We start from the raw sequence: 19,379 nt of genomic DNA on the forward strand, positions 1-19,379 counted from the left end.
TGCCCGCCGCAAGATCGGGCAGTGAAACATAATTCACCATAAAGATGCCGTGATGGCGCGCGCTTCCCGGCGCAATCCTTCCACTCCCTGACGTTACGTCAGACTTAGGACCATTTTTCCAAGCGAATGTTTAGTCGTTTTTTTGATTTTTATTTGCGTGGGGTTACCCGCTTTCCAAAACTCACCCTTGGCGTATTGGCAATTGTGCTGATAGCAGCCCTGACCGGCCTGCCCAACTTTAAATTGGATGCGTCTTCCGATTCTTTGACTCTCGAGCACGACAAGGATCTGGACTTCTACCGGGAAGTCATTAAACAGTATCAAAGTGGTGATTTCCTGGTAGTGACCTATCGGCCGGAAGCTTCGCTATTCACGCAAGCATCGTTGCAAACGCTGCAGGCACTGCGCGATGAGCTGGCGCAAATCGATGGTGTGGTCAGTATTAATTCAATTCTGGATGTACCCTTGCTTTACAGCCCGGTGCAACCACTGCGGGAAATGGTAAAGAATCCACGCACCTTGCTGACGCCCGGCATGGATTACGACATGGCTAAAAAGGAGTTTTTGTCGAGTCCGGTATATAAGGATTTGATTCTTGCTCCCAATGGTCAGACCACCGCACTGCAGCTGAATCTGGCAGTAGACGATAAAGCCATTGACCTCTACCGCACGCGCGATGCGCTGAGTTTGAAGCAGGATAAAGGCGACATTAGTGCTGAGGAAGTCAGCGAATTGGAGAAAGTGCGGGCAGAACTGCGCGCGCACACCACCGAAGAAGCGCAACAGTCGCGGGAGCGCGTGGCGCAAATCCGCGCAGTGGTGGAGAAGTATCGCGACCACGCACAGATTTATGTCGGTGGTCTCACCATGATTACCGCCGATATGATTCGGTTCATTCAAAACGATCTGGTGATTTTCGGCTCCGCCGTTTTGCTATTCATGATTGCGGTACTCGCGGTTATTTTCCGCTCTATTCGTTTCGTTGTTATTCCCATGGTCACGTGCATTACGGCAGTGTTGCTGGTGCTGGGTTACGTGAGTTGGGTGGATTGGCGTCTTACCGTTATCTCGTCAAACTTCGCCGCGCTGCTGCTGATTATTTCGCTCGCCATCATTATTCATCTGATTGTTCGCTATCGTGAGTTTGCGCAAGAGCAGCCGGAATGGACCCAGCGGGAACTGGTGATGGCTACCGCGAAATTTATGGTGTTGCCCTGTTTATACACGGTACTTACGTCCATTGTGGCTTTCGTTTCTTTGGTGGTGAGCAATATCCGTCCGGTCATCGATTTTGGCTGGCTGATGACCATTGGCTTGGGATTGGCGTTTGTGCTGGCGTTTACCGTGTTACCTGCGTCATTGGTGTTGTTGCGCAAGCAAAATAGCGATAGCCAAGGGCAAGCGACCGATGCCACAAAACCTAAAAAGCCAGCGACCTACTATTTTGCGCGCGCCGTGGAAAAACACGGCAACGTGATCTTGGCCGTGAGTTTGGTGATTGGGCTCGCCAGCGCCTGGGGTGTCAGTCGCCTGCAGGTGGAAAACCGGTTTATTGATTATTTCCACAAAAGCACGGAAATTTACAAAGGCTTATCGGTGATTGATAAGGATCTGGGCGGCACAACCTCGCTCGATATCGTTATCAACAATGGTGACCAAGATACGGTGAGCAGTGCGACCTATGCCGATGAAGCCGATCCTTTTGCTGAGGCGGATGCCTTCGACGAGGCGGACCCCTTTGAAACCCTGCAGCCGATCACCGAAGCCGACCCCTTTGCGGAAGCGGACCCGTTTTCTGAGCATGGCGATGATGCCAGCAGCAGCTATTGGATGACGGTGGCAGGCTTGCGCAAGGTCGAGCAGGTACACGATTATTTGGAAAGTCTGCCTGAAGTGGGCAAGGTGCAGTCTCTCGCCACGCTGTATAAGGTTGGTAAAGATATTAACGGCAGTCTCAATGATTTTGAGCTGGCGATTATGCAGAAATCTTTACCTGAGGAAGTCAGCGCTGCGTTAGTTGCCCCGTATCTGGCGGCGAAAGAAGATCAAACCCGTATTACCATGCGAATTCACGACGGTTACCCGGGCTTACAACGCGCAGAATTGGTTGAGCGCATGCGCGATCACATCAACAGTATGGAACTGTTTGAACCGGAAAAAGTGCGCTTTACCGGCCTTTTGGTGCTCTATAATAATATGCTGCAAAGCCTTTTCAGCTCGCAGATTGCGACGTTGGGGACGGTGCTGCTTGGCATATTTATCATGTTTATCGTGTTGTTCCGCTCGCTAAAAGTCGCTTTAGTAGCAATAGTGCCTACTATTTTGGCGGCGGTGTCGATTCTTGGATTTATGGGGATATTCGGCCTGCCGCTGGACATGATGACGATTACCGTAGCGGCCATTACGGTGGGTATCGGGGTGGATAATACTATCCATTACGTCCACCGATTCCGCCGGGAGTTGATGGAAAAAGGGGATTACACCGCGTGTATGTACATCGCTCACGGTTCCATTGGGCGGGCGATGTTTTACACCTCGGTAATTATTATTTTCGGCTTCTCGATTATGGTGTTGTCTGCGTTTATCCCTACGATTTATTTTGGGCTTCTCACCGGCCTCGCCATGTTTATGTCGCTGCTTGGCGCCTTACTGCTGCTGCCTCGGCTGTTATTGCTCTTTAAGCCGTTTAACGTGCCGCAGCCAGCGTTGCAGTAAGAACGCAATCGCTGTACCCGCAGAGAGGCCAGCGGTATTCATCAGCGCGTCTGCCATATCAGGAGTACGTGCTGGTGTCAGTCCCTGGGCAATTTCAATCGCCATGGAATAAATAAACGCGGCCAGCACCAGGTAACGCAAATTCCAACGGCCAAAAAATGCCACCCAGCAGGAAAGTGCGAGCAACACGTTGCCACTAAAATGCAAAACCTCGTCGCTGAACGGGCCATTGCCTGGCGCGCCGGGAGGCTTAAGCGCGTAGTAAGCAAAGATCAACAGCGCGGCAGCCAGCTGTCCGATGCGCAGCCATTGCCAGGGCGAAGTGTAGAAGAGAGCGTACGCGCCGTTATTTAAGGGGTGGTTCATAGGGGAATGGTCACTCTAAATCGCGCGCCTTTCGCGCGAGGGTGGACAGCGTCGGTCACATCCAGTTGGCCGCTGTAACTGCTTAAAATATCGGTGGTTATGGCCAGGCCTATGCCTTGCCCTTGGATACTGCTATCCGCTCGGGCGCCACGCGCCAGGATCGTTTGCTTCATGTCAGCCGCAACACCTGGCCCATCATCAGAGATATCAATAACGAGCGCCTTATCGCGGGTGGAGGCTTCCACCAGTACAAGGCGTTCACCGTACTTGAAGGCATTTTCCAGTAGGTTGCCAAACACTTCCAACGCGTCTGATTCGTCGCCCGGAAAATAGAGCGCTTTATCTACCTGGAGTTCAATCGTAAACCCTTTTTCCCGGTACACCTTGCTCAAGGCGCCGGTGAGCCGCTCGAAAATTGGCGCTAACAGGGTTTTTTCGCGCAGCGATGTTGTGGTGGTCAGGGTCGCGCGCTGCAGCTGGTGTTGGATGATATTGGCCATTCGGGTCAGCTGTTCATCAATCGTTTCGAGATGATCACTGCGCTGTTCGAGGTCGGCTCGAATAATAGCCAGTGGTGTTTTCAAACTGTGGGCGAGGTCGGCGAGGGTATTTTTATAGCGTTTGCGCTGCGCCTGCTCTGCTTCCAGCAGTGAGTTCAAGTTGGTGATGACGGGCGCGATTTCAGGTGGGTACTGCCCTGCGAGCTGTTTTTGGCCGCCCTGCTGAAATATTTTTAACTCTTGGGCCAGGTGGCGCAGGGGCTCTAAGCCCCAGCGGGTGATCAATAACTGGGCGAGAACAAACAGCAGTGCCAGCCCACCCAACCACTGCCATAACAAATGCCGGTAACTGGCCAACTCCGTGCGCAGGTTATCCTGACTGTGAAATATTTCGAATCGAAAGAGGGTGTCGGTGCCCGCGATTTCCCACAGGCTGTCAAAGCGCAGCACAAAGTAGGGCGCACCGTTCACTTCTAGTTCGCCAAATTGTTCCGTCCCCGCTTGCCATGCAGGTGCGGGTTTGCCGACTGGCGGAGAAGGCGGAGTGGATTCACTTTGCCAGAGAACCTGTGATTCTGTATTCAAAACCCGGCCGTATAAACCGGACAGTGGGCGGTTAAAGCGGGGTTCTGCCAGCACCTCCGGCAATTGCAATACGCGGTTTTGGTCGCTGGGTTCGGCCGCGCCGAGCAGGGAATAGAGTTGCGCGCGCAGGGCTTCCAGCTCTGCTTTGCGCAGACTATCGGTGAAGGCGCGATCCAGCGCGAAGGCCGAGAAGCCGAGAATAACGGGCAAAACCAACAGCGAGGATACGGCGAGGCGCGCCGCTAACGACAACCTCACCTTAGCTGGCTTCGACGGTAAACCGGTAACCCTGGCCCCGTATTGTGCTAATGGGTTTGAGTTGGTTATCGGGATCGAGCTTTTTACGCAGCCGGCCGATAAATACTTCTATCACGTTGCTGTCCCGCTCAAAATCCTGATGATAAAGGTGCTCCGTCAGCTCCGTTTTCGACACCGGTTTGCCAGCGTGCAATGCCAGGTATTCCAGGGTGTTGTACTCGTAACTGGTGAGTTCTATCGCAACGTTGGATACCAGTACCCGTTTTTGCGCGGTGTCTATAGCAATGGGGCCGAACTGCAGTTGCGGTGTGGCGCTGCCGGCGGCGCGGCGAATTAGCGCATTGGCGCGGGCGCGTAGCTCTTCGTTGTGAAAGGGTTTAACCAAGTAGTCGTCGGCGCCAGCTTCTAACCCTTCGACTTTATCTTGCCAGTGGCCGCGAGCAGTCAGAATCAGTACGGGGTACTTTTTACCGGCTGCCCGCAGGCGGCGGATTATTTCCATACCGTCCAATTTTGGCAGGCCAAGGTCTATCACCGCGAAATCGTAGTCGTATTCCACGGCCTGCCAGGCGCCCTCTTCGCCATCGGCCACTGCGTCGATGACGAAGTTCTGGCTGCTGAAATAATCGGTTAATTGTTGGCGAATGGCGGCTTCGTCTTCGACGATCAACATTTTCATGGCGTTAAGCCCTCAATTAGCGGCTGGCGGGAACCGTAACGATTTTTACCCGGCCCGAATCCAGCAGCAGTTTTACTCGGTAGACACTGCCGGAACGGCTGACATTCAGAACCTTGCCGCCATGTTTGCGCTGGGCAATGGCCGCCGCTTCACTTTTACTGAGTTCGCCGCCGCCCTGAGCCAGTTGCAGCGGTTCTGCGGCATGGACAGGTGTGGCTATGGCAGAAGTCACAGGTAAGGCAAGCAGCAGGCAGGCAAGTAAGTATTTCATCGGCGCGTCCGCAGTGTGGGTTTGAGGGAGGATCATTCTACCCGAAACCTCCCTGTCTTCGCAGTCAGTGCTCCAGTGGGCGCACTGTCAGTGCAACTTTAATCCGCTTGCCGGGGTGGTTGCGGGTGCGCGTGTGATATTGCTGGCCATGATAGCGGTAGGTGACATCGTAGCCGTCAATGACGCGTTGCTTTTGAACCTGTTGTTGCACTTCGCAACGCTCGACGTTGCGGTAGCGTACCTGCTGCATATGTGCGGTGTGCGCGACTTCGTTGCCGATAGCGGCTCCCATAACTGCGCCCACTACGGTTCCAATACGTTTGTTGTCATCGCCCCGCCCAACCGCATGGCCAATGCTGCCACCGACAATACCGCCAACCAGGGTGCCAACCGCACGGGCATCTGCTGAAGTCTGGTAGCCGCGGCGTGGCGCAGATTCTCTCACGCGTTCGTTCCAGCAGTTCTGCACCGGCTGACGGTGCTCTACCACTTTGTAGACAGGCGTTACATGGGTGACCTGCGCGTAATCGATGGTTTGCGGTTTGGCCGCCCAGGTCAGGGGGGCGATTAACAGGCTGAGGCTAAGAATAGTTCCAGAAAGTGCTTTCATGATCTGACTCCTCTGTTGAGTTGTTGCCAGATTAGTGGGGTTTGCCTGAATGCATCCTGAACCTGTTTTGACTCGCCTAAAATTAGTTGCGGGATTTTGTGTTGGTGCAGGTTAGCGCAGTGATATCGCCAGCGCGGCGGCAGCGGTGAGGTCATCCACTTGGTAGTCGGCTGCGGAAAGATCCTGCCCCTTGGCGAATTCATAGGCGACGGCAATGCAGCGCATGCCCGCAGCTTTGGCGGCTGAGATACCGGTCGCGCTGTCTTCTACCGCGACAGCCTCACTGGCTGACAATTGGAGTTGGTCGAGGGTGCGCAGGTAGGTGTCTGGTGCGGGCTTACTGCGCGCGACATCATCGCGGGTGGTGGTGGCTTGCACAAAATCGCCAAATTGGTGGGCGGCGATGGACGTATCCAGTTCAAACCGGTTGGCACCGGTGGCTATACCTACTTTCAGGCCTGCCTGCTGGCATTGTGCCAAGGCGGTACGTGCGCCGGGCATCGAGGGAAACGGTATCGCATTGAGGCGCTGCTCAAGCCGCTGTTGTTTAACCTGGTAAAGCTCCTCTGCAGTTATGGGTAATTTGTGCAATGCCACCAGATCTTCGGCGTTTTTGCGGGTGGGTACGCCACAGTAGTGCAGCAGGTATTCCGCCTTGGTGAAACTGACCGACATGCTTGCGAGAATTTCCTGCCAGATGGAAAAATGCACGCCTTCACTGTCGACCAATGTACCATCGTGATCAAAAATAATACCGCGTAGGGACACCTGGTTTCCTCCTATGGATTTTATGTTAACTGTGAATGCAAACCCGGTGGGGTCGCAAAGGCACCAAAGCTTGTTATTATGACCGCCTTCTCTTCTTACGTGAAAGTCGCGCCGCCGACGAATAACCAGATAATCATGATGTTGCGTTTTTTAAGATGCCTACCACTGACAGGTTTGCTTGTGTTGCAGGCTTGTACCTTTACCAACTCCCGTGAAAGCGACAGCTCGCCGACGCAAGCACTACTCGAAGCGCAGTCCGCGACACTGGAAAACCAGGCGCAGACACTGGCAATGCTGTCGGATAACCAGCAGGCCCTCCTCACCGAGCTGCGCGTAACCCAAGCGCAAATTCGCGAATTGCAGACGGGTTCTACCCCTGTCGCCAGCGAACCGGAGACGGTCGGGGAGGTCAAACCCGTGGCGGAATTACTGGCGCAAACAGAACCCGGCCGCAAAATTCGCACGAATAGCAACGCTAAACTGCTGTTGGGGCGAGTGGAATGGGTGTGGCTGGATATTTTGTCGGCGCACCTGAAGGCCCGTATCGATACCGGTGTGGCCAACGCATCTCTGGTGGTCGCCACCGTGCAACAGTTCGAGCGCAATGGTGAGAGTTGGGTGCGTTTTACGTTGCACGATCAGGCGGAACCGGTGGAAGCACCACTGAAAAAAAATGCGCGCCGTAATCGCGTTGCGTTAATGGTGCGTATGGGGTCCTTGGCAGAGTATGTGGAGTTCGCGTTAGAGCAGGAATCCGAGGCGCCGACATATACTGTCACACTGGGCCGCGACTTCCTGCAGGATATTGCGCTGGTGGATGTTTCCCGCAAGTTTACCCAACCCAAAGTCGAGCTGACTCTCGATCAAAATTAATTTTTGCGCTTGTTTACAGCGATCCGTGAGGAACCATTGCGACAATCCCGAGCTCCGTTTTACGCATTAATTGCGTTGTTATTTGTTGCTGGGCTGAGTATGACTTGGCTGCGCCATAAAACTCACGATGTGCCCTGGTTACCCGGCGAAAAACGGCAGGTGTGGTCAGTGGAGGCGCGGGTGGAGTTTGAAGCCCAGGGCGAGCCGGTTAAAGTTTCACTGGCCGTTCCTCAGACTCAAACCCGGTTTGAACGCCTCGCGGAATATACCGCGAGCCCAGGCTACGGCTTGGCGTTTGTTGAAAATGGCCGTGAGCGTCGGGCGGAGTGGTCTATTCGCAATGCGGATGGACCGCAAACGCTTTATTATCGCCTCGATCTTCTGGTCGATCCAAGTTTGGCGGTAGCCGATACCGCACCTCCGCTGGAGGCTCCAAGCAACCTGTTTGATGATTCCCCCCACGCCACTTCAGCATTGCACCTCCTCGACAATGCTGTCGAACGTTCCGCTGATAATTTCACGCTCGCACGGGAATTAATTCTCGAATTTAATCTGCAAAAACAAAGCGCCGGCTTTTTGGAGCAACGTCAGGCGCGCAGTCGCTGGTTGAAGCAATTGCTCAATTACGCGCAGGTACCTGCGCGGGAAGTAAAAGTGCTGACCTTGGAGGATGGCCGCCGCCGTCAGCGTTTACAAACGTACCTGCAGGTTTTTCAGGGCGACCACTATCAGCTGTTCGACCCCCGCTCCGGGCGAGTGGGTTTAAGCCCGAATCAGGTGATGTGGGAGTACCGCTCTGGCAGCGTGTTGGAATTAATTGGTGGCAGCCAGTCTGATGTGAGTTTTTCCATTATCAATCAGGAAATTCCGGTGTCCCAGGGGCTGGAAAAAGAGGGCGATCATTTCTCGCTGTTGGAATTTTCTATTCATTCCCTGCCTGTAGAAGAGCAGGCGCTGTTTAAAGGTATTTTGCTAGTACCTGTGGGTGTATTGGTCGTGGTGCTGATGCGGGTGTTAGTTGGCCTGCGCACATCCGGTACTTTTATGCCGGTGTTGATTGCGCTCTCGTTTATTCAAACCAGTCTGTTAACCGGCTTGGCGGGCTTCCTCCTGATAGTGGGTGTGGGCCTGGTGATTCGCAGTTATCTATCGCACCTCAGTTTGCTGCTCGTGGCCCGTATCTCGGCAGTCATTATTTCGGTCATCGCGATGGTTGCCGTGTTTACAGTAATCGCGTATGAACTCGGCTTGAACGAGGGGATGAAGATTACCCTGTTCCCCATGATTATTTTGAGCTGGACCATCGAGCGCATGTCGATTTTGTGGGAAGAAGAGGGACCGCACGAAGTGTTTGTACAGGGTGGTGGTTCTTTACTGGTTGCGCTGATCGCGTATCTGTTAATGACGAATGATATCGTTCGTCATCTCACATTTAATTTTATCGGCTTACAACTGGTGTTTATGGCACTGGTGCTGTTGCTCGGCGGTTATACCGGGTATCGATTGCTCGAATTGCGCCGCTTCAGCGTGTTAGGCAAAGGCGACTAACGTGCTGAATTTATTGCGTGAACTTAAGGATCTACGCAAAAAGGGCGTGCTCGGCATGAATCGGCGCAATATCAGCTATATTGGCCGCTATAACGAACGCCGGCTTTATCCATTGGTGGATAACAAACTCACGTCCAAGCGCTTGGCAATTGAGGCTGGTGTTTCCGTACCTGCATTACTTGGCGTGGTGGCCAGTCAACACGGGATTGCGACCACCGAACTTGCTTTGCGCGAGCAATCAGGGTTTTGCCTGAAGCCGGCTAAAGGCTCCGGCGGCAAGGGAATTATGGTGATCCGGCGCGGTGCCGAGGGCGGCTACTTGCGCAGTAACGGGCAGGTGATTTCATCCGAGGAATTGCGTCGTCACATGTCCAATATTCTCGCCGGGCTGTTTTCTCTGGGCGGTGCGCCGGATCAGGTACTTGTCGAGGCGCTGCTGGAGTGTGACCCTTCACTTACTGGATATTCTCACGAAGGCGTGCCTGACTTGCGGCTGATTGTGTTCCAGGGCGTGCCGGTTATGGCGATGATGCGTCTCGCCTGCGCAGCGTCTCACGGCAAAGCCAATTTGCACCAGGGCGCAGTCGGGGTGGGAATCAGTATTGCTGACGGCCGCGCGGTGCTGGCCGTACAAAAAGACGCTCCTATCAAACGCCATCCGGATACAGGTATGGATCTGCGGGCGTTACAAGTACCGCGCTGGCAGGAAATGCTGGAGTTAGGCTGTAATTGTGCCGATATGACAGGGCTGGGTTATCTGGGCGTTGACCTGGTGCTGGATAAACACCTGGGCCCTGCCTTGCTCGAGCTGAATGCGCGGCCGGGGTTGTCCATCCAAATTGCCAATGGTGCTGGCCTCTTGCCCCGTTTGCGGGAAGTTGAAGCGTTGCGCAATCCGGCTCGGCTGTCGGTTGCTGAACGTATCGCCTTTGCGCAGGACCATTTTTGATTTAGGCGAATTCGTGCCTTGCCGGTATAATGCTCAAGATTCAGGCACTGTCGCTGAAGTAAACACAACGAGCGTTTAAGACTTACAATGACTGTTAAAGATTACATGCAACAACTGGGGCGCCAAGCTCGCGCGGCCTCACGGGATATGCTTGCCGCCAGTACGGACGACAAAAACCGCGCGCTGGTAGCAATTGCTGATGCAATTACCGCTAACCGTGAACTGATAATTCAAGAGAATGCACGCGACTTGGAAAACGGCCGCGCCAACGGTCTCGAGCCCGCAATGCTGGATCGCCTGGAGCTTACTCCGGCGCGCTTCGACGGCATGATTGAAGGTTTGCGTCAGGTGGCGGCATTGCCAGATCCTTGTGGTGAAATCAGCGACTTAAAGTATCGCCCGTCCGGTATTCAGGTGGGCAAAATGCGTGTGCCCTTGGGGGTGGTTGGTATCATCTACGAATCGCGGCCGAATGTGACCATCGACGCTGCGAGTCTCTGCCTGAAATCCGGTAATGCGACTATTTTGCGTGGTGGTAGCGAGGCAATTCATTCCAATCAGGCCATTGCCAAATGTATTGCGGCGGGGTTGGAAAGTGTCGGTTTGCCTGCCAGTGCCGTGCAAGTGGTTGAAACAACGGACCGCGCGGCAGTAGGTGAACTGATTACCATGGCGGAATATGTCGACGTTATCGTTCCCCGCGGTGGTCGCAGCTTGATTGAGCGCATCAGTAACGATGCTAAGGTGAGTGTGATCAAGCACCTGGACGGCATCTGCCATGTTTTTATCGACGACGATGCCGATCTGGATAAAGCGTTTAACATCGCACTCAACAGTAAAACCCATCGTTACGGTGTGTGTAATGCCATGGAAACCCTGTTGGTGGCGTCTTCGGTCGCAGAGAAAATTCTTCCTCGGCTAGCCACCGCTTATGCAGAAAAGTCTGTGGAGTTGCGCGGTTGCGATCGCACACTCGCAATTCTGCCCAACATTAATGCCGCGAAACCGGAAGATTGGGATACTGAATATCTGGCGCCGATTCTCGCAATTCGGGTGGTTGACGATATGACTGCAGCGATGGACCATATCGCCGCCCACAGCTCGGCGCACACCGAAAGCATCGTTACAGAGAACTACACGAAAGCGCGCAAATTTATGGCGCTGGTGGATTCCGCATCGGTGATGGTGAATGCGTCCACCCGTTTTGCCGACGGCTTCCAATATGGACTGGGAGCTGAAATCGGTATATCTACCGATAAAATCCACGCTCGCGGCCCTGTTGGGTTGGAAGGGCTGACATCACAGAAGTGGATTGTGTTTGGCGATGGCGAAATCCTCAATTGAGGTTAAGCATCAACAATTATTGAGTGAGACAACCGTGGGCTCCAGGGGCTTCCCTCTGGAGCCTTTCTCTTTTTCTTTGCGGAAAAATTCGCTGTCTGGGGGCAGCGTCAACTATATTCGCAATTAACATGTTATGGCCGCGAGGCCGTTGAATTGGTAAATCAATGCAAACAGAACTGAATAAAGTAGTGATAAATGCTCTCGAGGATTTGAAGGGCAAGGATATTGTCGAATTGGATGTGCGCGAATTGAGCGATGTCACCGATGCGCTGGTGATTGTGACCGGTACCTCAAACCGCCATGTAAAATCGCTGGCGAATAATGTGGTGGAAGACGGTAAAGAGCACGATTTCCGTCCCATTGGCGTCGAGGGCATGGAAAGTGGTGAATGGGTGCTGGTGGACTATGGCGACCTGGTTGTGCACGTGATGCTGGAAACAACCCGCGCTTTTTACGAGTTGGAAAAATTGTGGTCCACTGAGCCTGCCGGCCGCAAAAACAACCCGACAGAATCTCCGTAACCCAGTTCTGACGGCGCGCATGAAGATCTCGATACTGGCCGTGGGTGGCAAAATGCCCGCCTGGGTACAGGAGGGCTACGCGGAATACGCCAAGCGGTTGCCACGCGAAATAGAGCCGCGCATGGTGGAACTTGCGCTGGCAAATCGCTCTAAAAGCTACAGTGTGGACGCGGTAAAGCAGGCCGAGGGCGAGCAAATACTCGGTGCCTACGACAATGCCCCCGGTCACAAGCGCTTGATTTGTCTCGATGTACTGGGCAAATCGTTGCGCACTGAAATGCTGGCAGAAAAAATGGCTGCATGGCAAATGGACGGGGTAAACCCCTGTCTTGTTATCGGCGGGCCCGATGGCCTGTCGCAAAGTTGTCTACAGCGGGCCGATGAAAAATGGTCTCTTTCCGGCCTGACAATGCCCCACCCGTTGGTGCGCGTATTGTTGATAGAACAACTGTATCGCGCGTGGACAATTTTGCAGAATCATCCCTACCACAAATAGGCACCCGCAGAGTGCGCAGACATAACGACAACAAGTTGTACTGGAGACCTCGCCGCAGATGATGTGGGCCGGGGAACAACTCCACCAGTTTAAAGATCACCACCGCGAAGCCCGTGTATTCGCAGTGCGTGCTGCCATCTCCTTTCTTATGGTCGTGGCCTTGTTCGGTGTTTTACTTGCCCGCTACTACCGTTTGCAAGTAACTGACCACGAGGTATACGCCACTCGCTCCGATCGCAACCGAATACATGTGCGCCCGATACCCCCGAATCGCGGCCTTATCTACGATGCGCAGGGCCAATTACTCGCCGACAATCGCCCCACATTTACCTTGTCCGTGGTGTCTGAACGCACCTCCAACCTGGAGCAGACGCTGGACCACCTCGCGAATTTGATTGAAGTGAGTGAGCGTGATCGGGAAAACTTTTTGAAGCGTTTGCGTCAGCGGCGACGCCCGTTCGAGGCGGTACCGCTGCGGTATCGGCTAACGGAAGAAGAAATTTCCCGTATCGCAGTCAACGAGTTTGAGCTGGAGGGGGTGGAAATTGAAGCGCAACTAACGCGCGCTTACCCAAAAGGGGCGCTGTTTGCGCACACGGTGGGCTATGTCGGGCGCATAAACGAGCGCGAGTTGAGCAGTTTCGATCAGGCAACCTACGAGCGCTATAGCGGCACCCACAGTATCGGCAAGATCGGTTTGGAGCGGTATTACGAATCGGAGCTGCTGGGCCAGGTGGGCAGCGAAAATATCGAAACCAACGCGCACGGCCGGGTGTTGCGTACGCTTGAATTCACGGACCCTCAGCCAGGTAAAGACCTCTATCTGTTTTTAGACTCACGGCTGCAGCAGGTCGCGGTCGATCAACTGGCCGGGCGGCGCGGTTCGGTAGTCGCCATAGACGTTAAAACCGGCGGTGTATTAGCGATGGTTAGCGCTCCGGCCTATGACCCGAACCTGTTCGTCAACGGTATCAGCTACAAAGATTATCGCGCGCTCAATGAATCGCGTGACCTGCCATTGTTTAACCGTTCAATTCAGGGGCAGTATCCACCGGGGTCCACCATTAAACCCATGCTGGGTTTGGGCGGGCTTGAAGCCGGGGTAGTGGATTTCGATACGCATATATTTGACCCGGGCTATTACCAGTTGGAAAACGATGAGCGCCTCTATCGGGATTGGAAAAAGGGTGGGCACGGCCGCCGCGTGGATCTGCGCCAGGCGATTGTCGAATCCTGCGATACGTTTTTCTACGATATGGCGTTTCGGATGGGGGTGGATAGCATGCACCCGTTTGGCGACAAATTTGGCCTGGGCGAACGCACGCGTCTGGATATTCCCAGTGAGCGGCCAGGTTTGTGGCCGTCGCGGGAATGGAAGGAGCGGGTGCGAGGGCTGCATTGGTTCCCTGGCGATAGTTTGAATATCAGTATTGGCCAGGGCGACGTGCTGACCACCCCTTTGCAATTGGCGGTGATGACCGCGACTATCGCCTCCCGCGGCACACACCTGAGGCCGCGCCTGGTCAAGCAGTTGGGCGACCAGCCCACCGAGCGGGAGGTGGTCGACCAGATCGAGGTGCAGCCCCAGTATTGGGATTATGTACACAGTGCGATGGAAGGCGTCGTTCACAGTGCGCGCGGTACCGCTCACCGAATCAGCCGCGGAATCGGCTACAAGATGGCCGGTAAATCCGGTACGGCACAGGTTGTGGGTATCGCACAGGATGAAGAATATGACGCCGACAAACTGGATGAACGCCAGTGGGATCATGCGTTATTTATCGGGTTCGCGCCGGTGGAAGACCCTCAAATTGCCGTCGCAATAATTGTGGAAAATGGTGAGCACGGATCCAGTGCGGCCGGTCCCATTGCCCGCGAAGTATTCGATACCTATTTCGCCATGCAGGCAGAGGATAACGCCAAGCCATGAAACTCTCGCAGGATTTTGTCCGCCGGCTGCCCGATTCTCGCCACCATTTTGGTCGCCAGCAAGGACTCTGGCAGCGGCTGCATATTGATCCGATTCTATTGCTAATTTTATTGGCACTCACCTGCTTCGGACTGGTGGTGTTGTATAGCGCCAGCGGCCAGAGTGAGTCGATGGTGAAGCGCCAGTTCGTGTTTTTCAGTATCGCGTACTGTGTGATGTTTGTGGTGGCGCAACTGGATATGCAGATGGTGCGACGCTGGTCCCCGTGGCTTTATGTGGGGGGCATTATTCTGCTTATGCTGGTGATTCTGGTCGGTGTTGGGGCCAAAGGCGCGCAGCGCTGGATTAGCCTTGGCGTCGTGCGCTTTCAGCCGTCAGAAGCGATGAAAATCGCCGTACCGGTTATGACCGCTGCCTATTTCTCGACGCGTAGCTTGCCGCCCAAATTCACCGATATCGTCGTCAGCATGATAATTATCATGCTCCCGGCGGTACTGATTTTTATGCAGCCAGACTTGGGTACCGCCATTCTCATTGCTGCGTCGGGCATTATTGTGGTGTTTATGGCGGGGCTGCCATGGCGCTATATTTTTGGCAGTCTGGCGATGGTCGGCATCAGCATTTGGCCGATGTGGCACTGGGTGATGAAGGATTACCAAAAGCAGCGGGTACTCACACTGCTCGATCCGGAAGCGGACCGGCTGGGCGCAGGCTGGAACATTATTCAGTCGAAAACCGCGATTGGCTCTGGCGGTTTGCACGGCAAAGGTCTGTTCAACGGTACTCAGTCGCAGCTGGATTTTCTGCCGGAATCACACACCGATTTTATTATCGCGGTTATGGCTGAGGAACTTGGCTTGATTGGCGTGATCTTTTTATTATCGCTGTATTTATTGTTGATTGCGCGCGGGTTACATATTGCGTGGACGTCGCAAAATACGTTTAACCGTTTGTTAGCCGGTAGTATTACGCTCACGTTTTTTGTGTACGTGTTTGTGAATATCGGAATGGTGGCTGGTATGCTGCCCGTGGTTGGAGTGCCCCTGCCGTTGGTGAGCCTGGGCGGAACATCCATTGTTACCCTGATGACGAGCTTTGGTCTGCTGATGGCCATTGCCACCGAAAAGAAAAAGGTTGTTGCTTAGCTGTGCTAAAAAAATTCTGTTCTGTTGTTGTTTTTCTAATGGGTTCTACTCCGGTGCTGGCCGATTATTCCACCCACCCCGGTGCGCAGGCGTTTGTAAAAACCCTGGTGCAGGAACATCAATTCGAAGAGAGTTATGTTCTGGATATGCTGCGCCAGGCGGAAAAAAAGCAGAGTATTCTCGATGCGATTGCGCGCCCCGCTGAAAAAACCAAGCCCTGGAAGGACTACCGCAAAATTTTTCTCGGCGAGCCTCGTATCCAACAAGGGATCGAATTCTGGAACAACAACAAAGCCACACTGGCGCGCGCTGCTGAAGAGTTTGGCGTCGACGAACAAATGATCGTTGCGATTTTGGGTATCGAAACCCGCTACGGCAAACATACCGGTGGCTATCGCGTGTTGGATGCGCTGGCGACCCTGGGGTTCGACTACACCCCGCGCGGCAAATTTTTTCTTAAAGAATTGGAGAATGCATTTTTGCTGGCGCGCGAGCAAAAAGTGGCGCTCCCGGAGCTGACTGGATCATACGCGGGCGCGATGGGTTACGGTCAGTTTATTCCCAGCAGTTACCGAGCTTACGCTGTCGATTTCGACGGCGATGGCAAAGCCGATATCTGGAATAATCCCGTAGATGCAATCGGGAGTATCGCGAATTATTTTCGTCGTCATGGCTGGCAGCGAGGGGAGATTGTCGTTACTCGAGCGCATATCGCCGGCAACTACGACAAGTCTGTGCTTAACGAAAAAATCCGCCCCCATTTCACCCTGAGTGAATTGGCTGAACGGGGTTACACGCCAGTTAACGCCAAGCTTAAAGGTGCCGATAAAGCGGTTCCTCTGTCTTACGATGGTGAATACGGTAAGGAAATATGGCTGGGCTTCAATAATTTCTATGCAATCACGCGCTATAACCGCAGTCAGTTGTACGCAATGGCGGCCTACCAGCTCAGCGAAGAATTGCGTTATGGTTTTGAAAAGCAGGTGCGGTAGATTATAGTAATGCGATAGTAAGCGCCGTCTGCGCGTGGTTGACCTGTTACGACTTATCCCGCAGCAGCGGTAATCGAATTAATGACCTATTCATTGCGTGCGGCTGTAGTAGTCGTCATCTCCATTCTAGTTTTCGTCGCCGGTTGCGAAGCCCCCAGCCGCTATCAACAAAAGCACGATAGCGGCCCCAGTCAACCTCTGCGGGTAGACCATATCCCCGATGCCGTGCCACAGGTCGAGCTCCGAACTGCCGCAGGTAACAAAAGCCCCTATACCGTCAATGGTAAAACCTATTGGGTTGCCACCAATCCAACTGGGTATCGGGAGGAGGGCATGGCGTCCTGGTATGGCCTGAAATTTCACGGCCACAAAACCTCTAACGGCGAAATCTACGATATGTACGGTATGACCGCCGCCCACAAAACCCTGCCGATTCCCAGCTATGTGCGAGTGACCAACAAGGACAACGGACGCGTGGTGATTGTGCGGGTGAACGACCGTGGTCCGTTTCACGATGGCAGAGTTATTGATCTCACCTATGCTGCAGCGAAAAAGCTGGACATCGTTGACTCGGGTACCGGTCGGGTAGTGGTTGAATATATCGACCCGCTGACCTACCAGCCGCTGCAAAATACCCCAGCACCGGTGTTGGTTTCCGGTGATCAACAGCCGGCCGCCCCCGCGCCGGCAAACTCCAACGGCTACCAATTACCAGAAAATACTTTTTTACAGGTCGGCGCTTTTAGCCAGATATCGGGTGCCCAGGCGTTGCAAACCACTATCCGCAAGCTCACCCCATACCCAGTCACAATTTTGGAGCCGCAGGCAACGGCCAAACCAGCGTTGTACCGGGTGAGGATTGGGCCGTTGCGGGACAATTTTGATTTACAGGCTTTGCGTGCCAAAATCGCGGCGGAGGGATTGCCCGAACCGCACGTTGTCTATCCATAGGGTAAGCTGATACTTACTCTGCAGCCTACATTGCGCGCTTGTGCGAGATGCTTCACCGAAAGATGCCTGTCGCGCGATTGACTACGACAGCCTGATACACACAGCCAGGATTTAATAGAACATGAGACATTTTTTAGCCAGCCTTTCTTTTGCGGCTATCAGCAGTGCGCTCGTCGCCTGCAGCAGCGGGGGAGGCTCCAAATCGGAGATCAGTGATCCTGCCAGCGCTAGCGAGCAGGCTGCTGAACTCGGCCTGATTAAAGTGAACCAGGTGGGGTATTTGCCAGATGGGCAAAAGTTTGCTGTCGTACCCGCATCGGCTGTGCGTCAGTTCTTTTTGATTGATGGTAATGGCGAAGAAGTCTACAAAGGCAAACTCGAAAAAACGGCCGGTTGGGAGCCTGCACAGGAGCGAGTCGCGCTGGCTGACTTCAGCGATTATGAGCAACCCGGCCGGTACAGGGTGAAAGTGGAGGGTTTTCCACTCTCGCCTGCATTTGTCATAGCCGAGGATGTGTATTCGGATGCGCATGATGCTGCGATAAAGGCCTATTACTTTAACCGCGCCAGCACAGCGCTTCCCGATGCCTTTGCCGGTGCCTGGGCGCGCCCGGAAGGCCACCCGGATGATCGAGTGAAAGTTCACTGGTCGGCTGCCTCCGGAATGCGACCTGAGGGCACTGTGTTGGCGTCGCCTAAGGGCTGGTACGATGCGGGCGATTACAACAAATACATCGTTAATTCGGGTATCTCCACTTATACCCTGCTCGCCGCGTACGAACATTTCAGCCGTTTTTACGATGATCGCACTTGGAATATCCCCGAGTCTGGCGACAAGTTGCCGGACCTGCTCAACGAAATTTTGTGGAATCTCGACTGGATGGAAACCATGCAGGACCCCGCCGACGGCGGCGTCTACCACAAGCTCACTACCTTGAATTTTTCCGGTGATGTAATGCCAGCAGAGGCTATCGAGCAGCGCTACATGGTGGCGAAAGGCACTGCGGCAACGCTTGATTTTGCTGCGGTTATGGCGACGGCGAGTCGAGTATTTGTGAAGTGGGACGCGGCCCAGGCGATACGCTATCGAGAGGCAGCTGTTGCCGCTTGGCGCTGGGCAGAAGCCAATCCGCAGGTGGTGTTTAGCAACCCGAAGGATGTGCATACGGGAGAGTACGGAGACAGCGATTTCGCTGACGAGCGCGCCTGGGCTGCGGCGGAATTATTTATTACCACCGGCGATCAGGTGTACTACCGCGCATTTAAGGCAGTAGGTGCTGGCGCTGGCGTGCCTTCCTGGGGATATGTTGCACCGCTGGCCCACGTGTCGCTCGCCTTCCACAGCAAAGACAGCCTTTCCAGTAAAGAGTACGAGGCGTCTGTAGACGCTCTAGTGAGTACTGCAAACGGGTTGGTAGATCGCTACCGCGATAGCGCATACCGGGTCTCGATGACCACTCAGGACTTTGTGTGGGGCAGCAACAGCGGCGCGGCTAATCAGGCATTTATCTTGTTGCAGGCGTACCGGCTCACTGGGGAAGATAAATATCGCGCAGCAGCGCTCGGAATTGTTGACTATCTTTTAGGCAAGAATCCAATGGATTACAGCTATGTCACGGCTGTTGGCAGCAAGCCACCCGAGCACATTCATCACCGCCCATCTGAAGCAGATAGCGTAAAAGCACCGGTACCGGGATTTCTGGTGGGTGGCCCCAATGCTGGCCAGCAGGACAACTGTGATTACCGCTCGCTGGCGCCAGCTAAATCCTATGTCGACAGTTGGTGTAGCTATGCCTCTAACGAGATTGCCATTAACTGGAACGCCCCCCTGGTCTACGTGTTGGCGGGCCTTATGGCGGACTAATCGCGACATCAGGC

At 54.1% G+C, this 19,379-nt stretch carries 18 protein-coding genes; 12 read left to right on the plus strand and 6 right to left on the minus strand.

The annotated features are described in order from the left end of the window. Positions 1-126 precede the first annotated feature (126 nt). The gene (locus TERTU_RS02570; RefSeq protein WP_015817499.1) at positions 127-2,715 is read left to right on the plus strand and encodes an efflux RND transporter permease subunit; all 2,589 of its coding nucleotides are present in this window, start codon (positions 127-129) and stop codon (positions 2,713-2,715) included. Here the strand turns inward: TERTU_RS02570 and TERTU_RS02575 are convergent. The 6 genes from TERTU_RS02575 to TERTU_RS02600 form a co-directional block, all read right to left on the minus strand. Further along, positions 2,668-3,081, minus strand: coding sequence for a VanZ family protein (locus TERTU_RS02575; RefSeq protein ID WP_015817811.1), 414 nt, complete (start codon positions 3,079-3,081; stop codon positions 2,668-2,670). The two genes, TERTU_RS02570 and TERTU_RS02575, sit on opposite strands and share 48 nt — an antisense overlap. Further along, positions 3,078-4,424, minus strand: coding sequence for an ATP-binding protein (locus tag TERTU_RS02580; RefSeq protein ID WP_041590027.1), 1,347 nt, complete (start codon positions 4,422-4,424; stop codon positions 3,078-3,080). The genes TERTU_RS02575 and TERTU_RS02580 overlap by 4 nt, the downstream gene beginning before the upstream one ends. Before the next feature lies 1 nt (position 4,425). After that, positions 4,426-5,103, minus strand: coding sequence for a response regulator transcription factor (locus TERTU_RS02585; protein WP_015820189.1), 678 nt, complete (start codon positions 5,101-5,103; stop codon positions 4,426-4,428). A gap of 16 nt (positions 5,104-5,119) precedes the next feature. After that, positions 5,120-5,374, minus strand: a complete 255-nt coding sequence (locus TERTU_RS02590; RefSeq protein ID WP_228378248.1) for a PepSY domain-containing protein — start codon at positions 5,372-5,374, stop codon at positions 5,120-5,122. Between the two features lie 64 nt (positions 5,375-5,438). Continuing rightward, the gene (locus TERTU_RS02595; protein WP_015819282.1) at positions 5,439-5,984 is read right to left on the minus strand and encodes a glycine zipper 2TM domain-containing protein; all 546 of its coding nucleotides are present in this window, start codon (positions 5,982-5,984) and stop codon (positions 5,439-5,441) included. 111 nt (positions 5,985-6,095) lie between these two features. Then, on the minus strand, positions 6,096-6,752 hold the full coding sequence (locus tag TERTU_RS02600; RefSeq protein WP_015819857.1) for an HAD family hydrolase: 657 nt from the start codon (positions 6,750-6,752) through the stop codon (positions 6,096-6,098). Positions 6,753-6,830: 78 nt separating this feature from the next. Here TERTU_RS02600 and TERTU_RS02605 point away from each other — a divergent pair, with 78 nt between their 5' ends. The 11 genes from TERTU_RS02605 to TERTU_RS02655 all read left to right on the plus strand — a co-directional run bounded on the left by TERTU_RS02605 (position 6,831) and on the right by TERTU_RS02655 (position 19,365). Then, positions 6,831-7,625 (plus strand): putative ATP-dependent zinc protease, encoded by a 795-nt coding sequence (locus tag TERTU_RS02605; RefSeq protein WP_041590028.1) that lies wholly within the window; start codon positions 6,831-6,833, stop codon positions 7,623-7,625. Between the two features lie 99 nt (positions 7,626-7,724). Continuing rightward, complete coding sequence (locus tag TERTU_RS02610) at positions 7,725-9,173, plus strand: inactive transglutaminase family protein (RefSeq protein WP_049772832.1); 1,449 nt, start codon at positions 7,725-7,727, stop codon at positions 9,171-9,173. Between the two features lies 1 nt (position 9,174). Next, positions 9,175-10,122 (plus strand): alpha-L-glutamate ligase-like protein, encoded by a 948-nt coding sequence (locus TERTU_RS02615; protein ID WP_015817321.1) that lies wholly within the window; start codon positions 9,175-9,177, stop codon positions 10,120-10,122. 87 nt (positions 10,123-10,209) lie between these two features. Beyond that, on the plus strand, positions 10,210-11,466 hold the full coding sequence (locus TERTU_RS02620; protein WP_015818058.1) for a glutamate-5-semialdehyde dehydrogenase: 1,257 nt from the start codon (positions 10,210-10,212) through the stop codon (positions 11,464-11,466). 164 nt (positions 11,467-11,630) lie between these two features. Beyond that, complete coding sequence (rsfS, locus tag TERTU_RS02625) at positions 11,631-11,987, plus strand: ribosome silencing factor (protein WP_015817999.1); 357 nt, start codon at positions 11,631-11,633, stop codon at positions 11,985-11,987. 19 nt (positions 11,988-12,006) lie between these two features. After that, entirely contained in the window at positions 12,007-12,483 is a 477-nt protein-coding gene (rlmH, locus tag TERTU_RS02630; protein WP_015818599.1) for a 23S rRNA (pseudouridine(1915)-N(3))-methyltransferase RlmH, read from the plus strand. 58 nt (positions 12,484-12,541) lie between these two features. Beyond that, positions 12,542-14,413 carry a penicillin-binding protein 2 gene (gene mrdA / locus TERTU_RS02635; RefSeq protein ID WP_015816917.1) on the plus strand — a complete coding sequence of 624 codons (1,872 nt, stop codon included), beginning with the start codon at positions 12,542-12,544 and terminating at the stop codon, positions 14,411-14,413. Next, complete coding sequence (gene rodA, locus TERTU_RS02640; protein WP_015817659.1) at positions 14,410-15,558, plus strand: rod shape-determining protein RodA; 1,149 nt, start codon at positions 14,410-14,412, stop codon at positions 15,556-15,558. Before mrdA ends, rodA begins: the two co-directional genes overlap by 4 nt. A 2-nt stretch (positions 15,559-15,560) precedes the next feature. Continuing rightward, positions 15,561-16,550 (plus strand): lytic murein transglycosylase B, encoded by a 990-nt coding sequence (gene mltB, locus TERTU_RS02645; protein WP_015819876.1) that lies wholly within the window; start codon positions 15,561-15,563, stop codon positions 16,548-16,550. 81 nt (positions 16,551-16,631) lie between these two features. After that, complete coding sequence (locus TERTU_RS02650; protein WP_015820316.1) at positions 16,632-17,501, plus strand: septal ring lytic transglycosylase RlpA family protein; 870 nt, start codon at positions 16,632-16,634, stop codon at positions 17,499-17,501. 121 nt (positions 17,502-17,622) lie between these two features. Next, entirely contained in the window at positions 17,623-19,365 is a 1,743-nt protein-coding gene (locus TERTU_RS02655) for a glycoside hydrolase family 9 protein (protein WP_015817897.1), read from the plus strand. Positions 19,366-19,379 lie beyond the last annotated feature (14 nt).

This window comes from Teredinibacter turnerae T7901 (assembly GCF_000023025.1).
Taxonomy (GTDB): Bacteria; Pseudomonadota; Gammaproteobacteria; order Pseudomonadales; family Cellvibrionaceae; genus Teredinibacter; species Teredinibacter turnerae_B.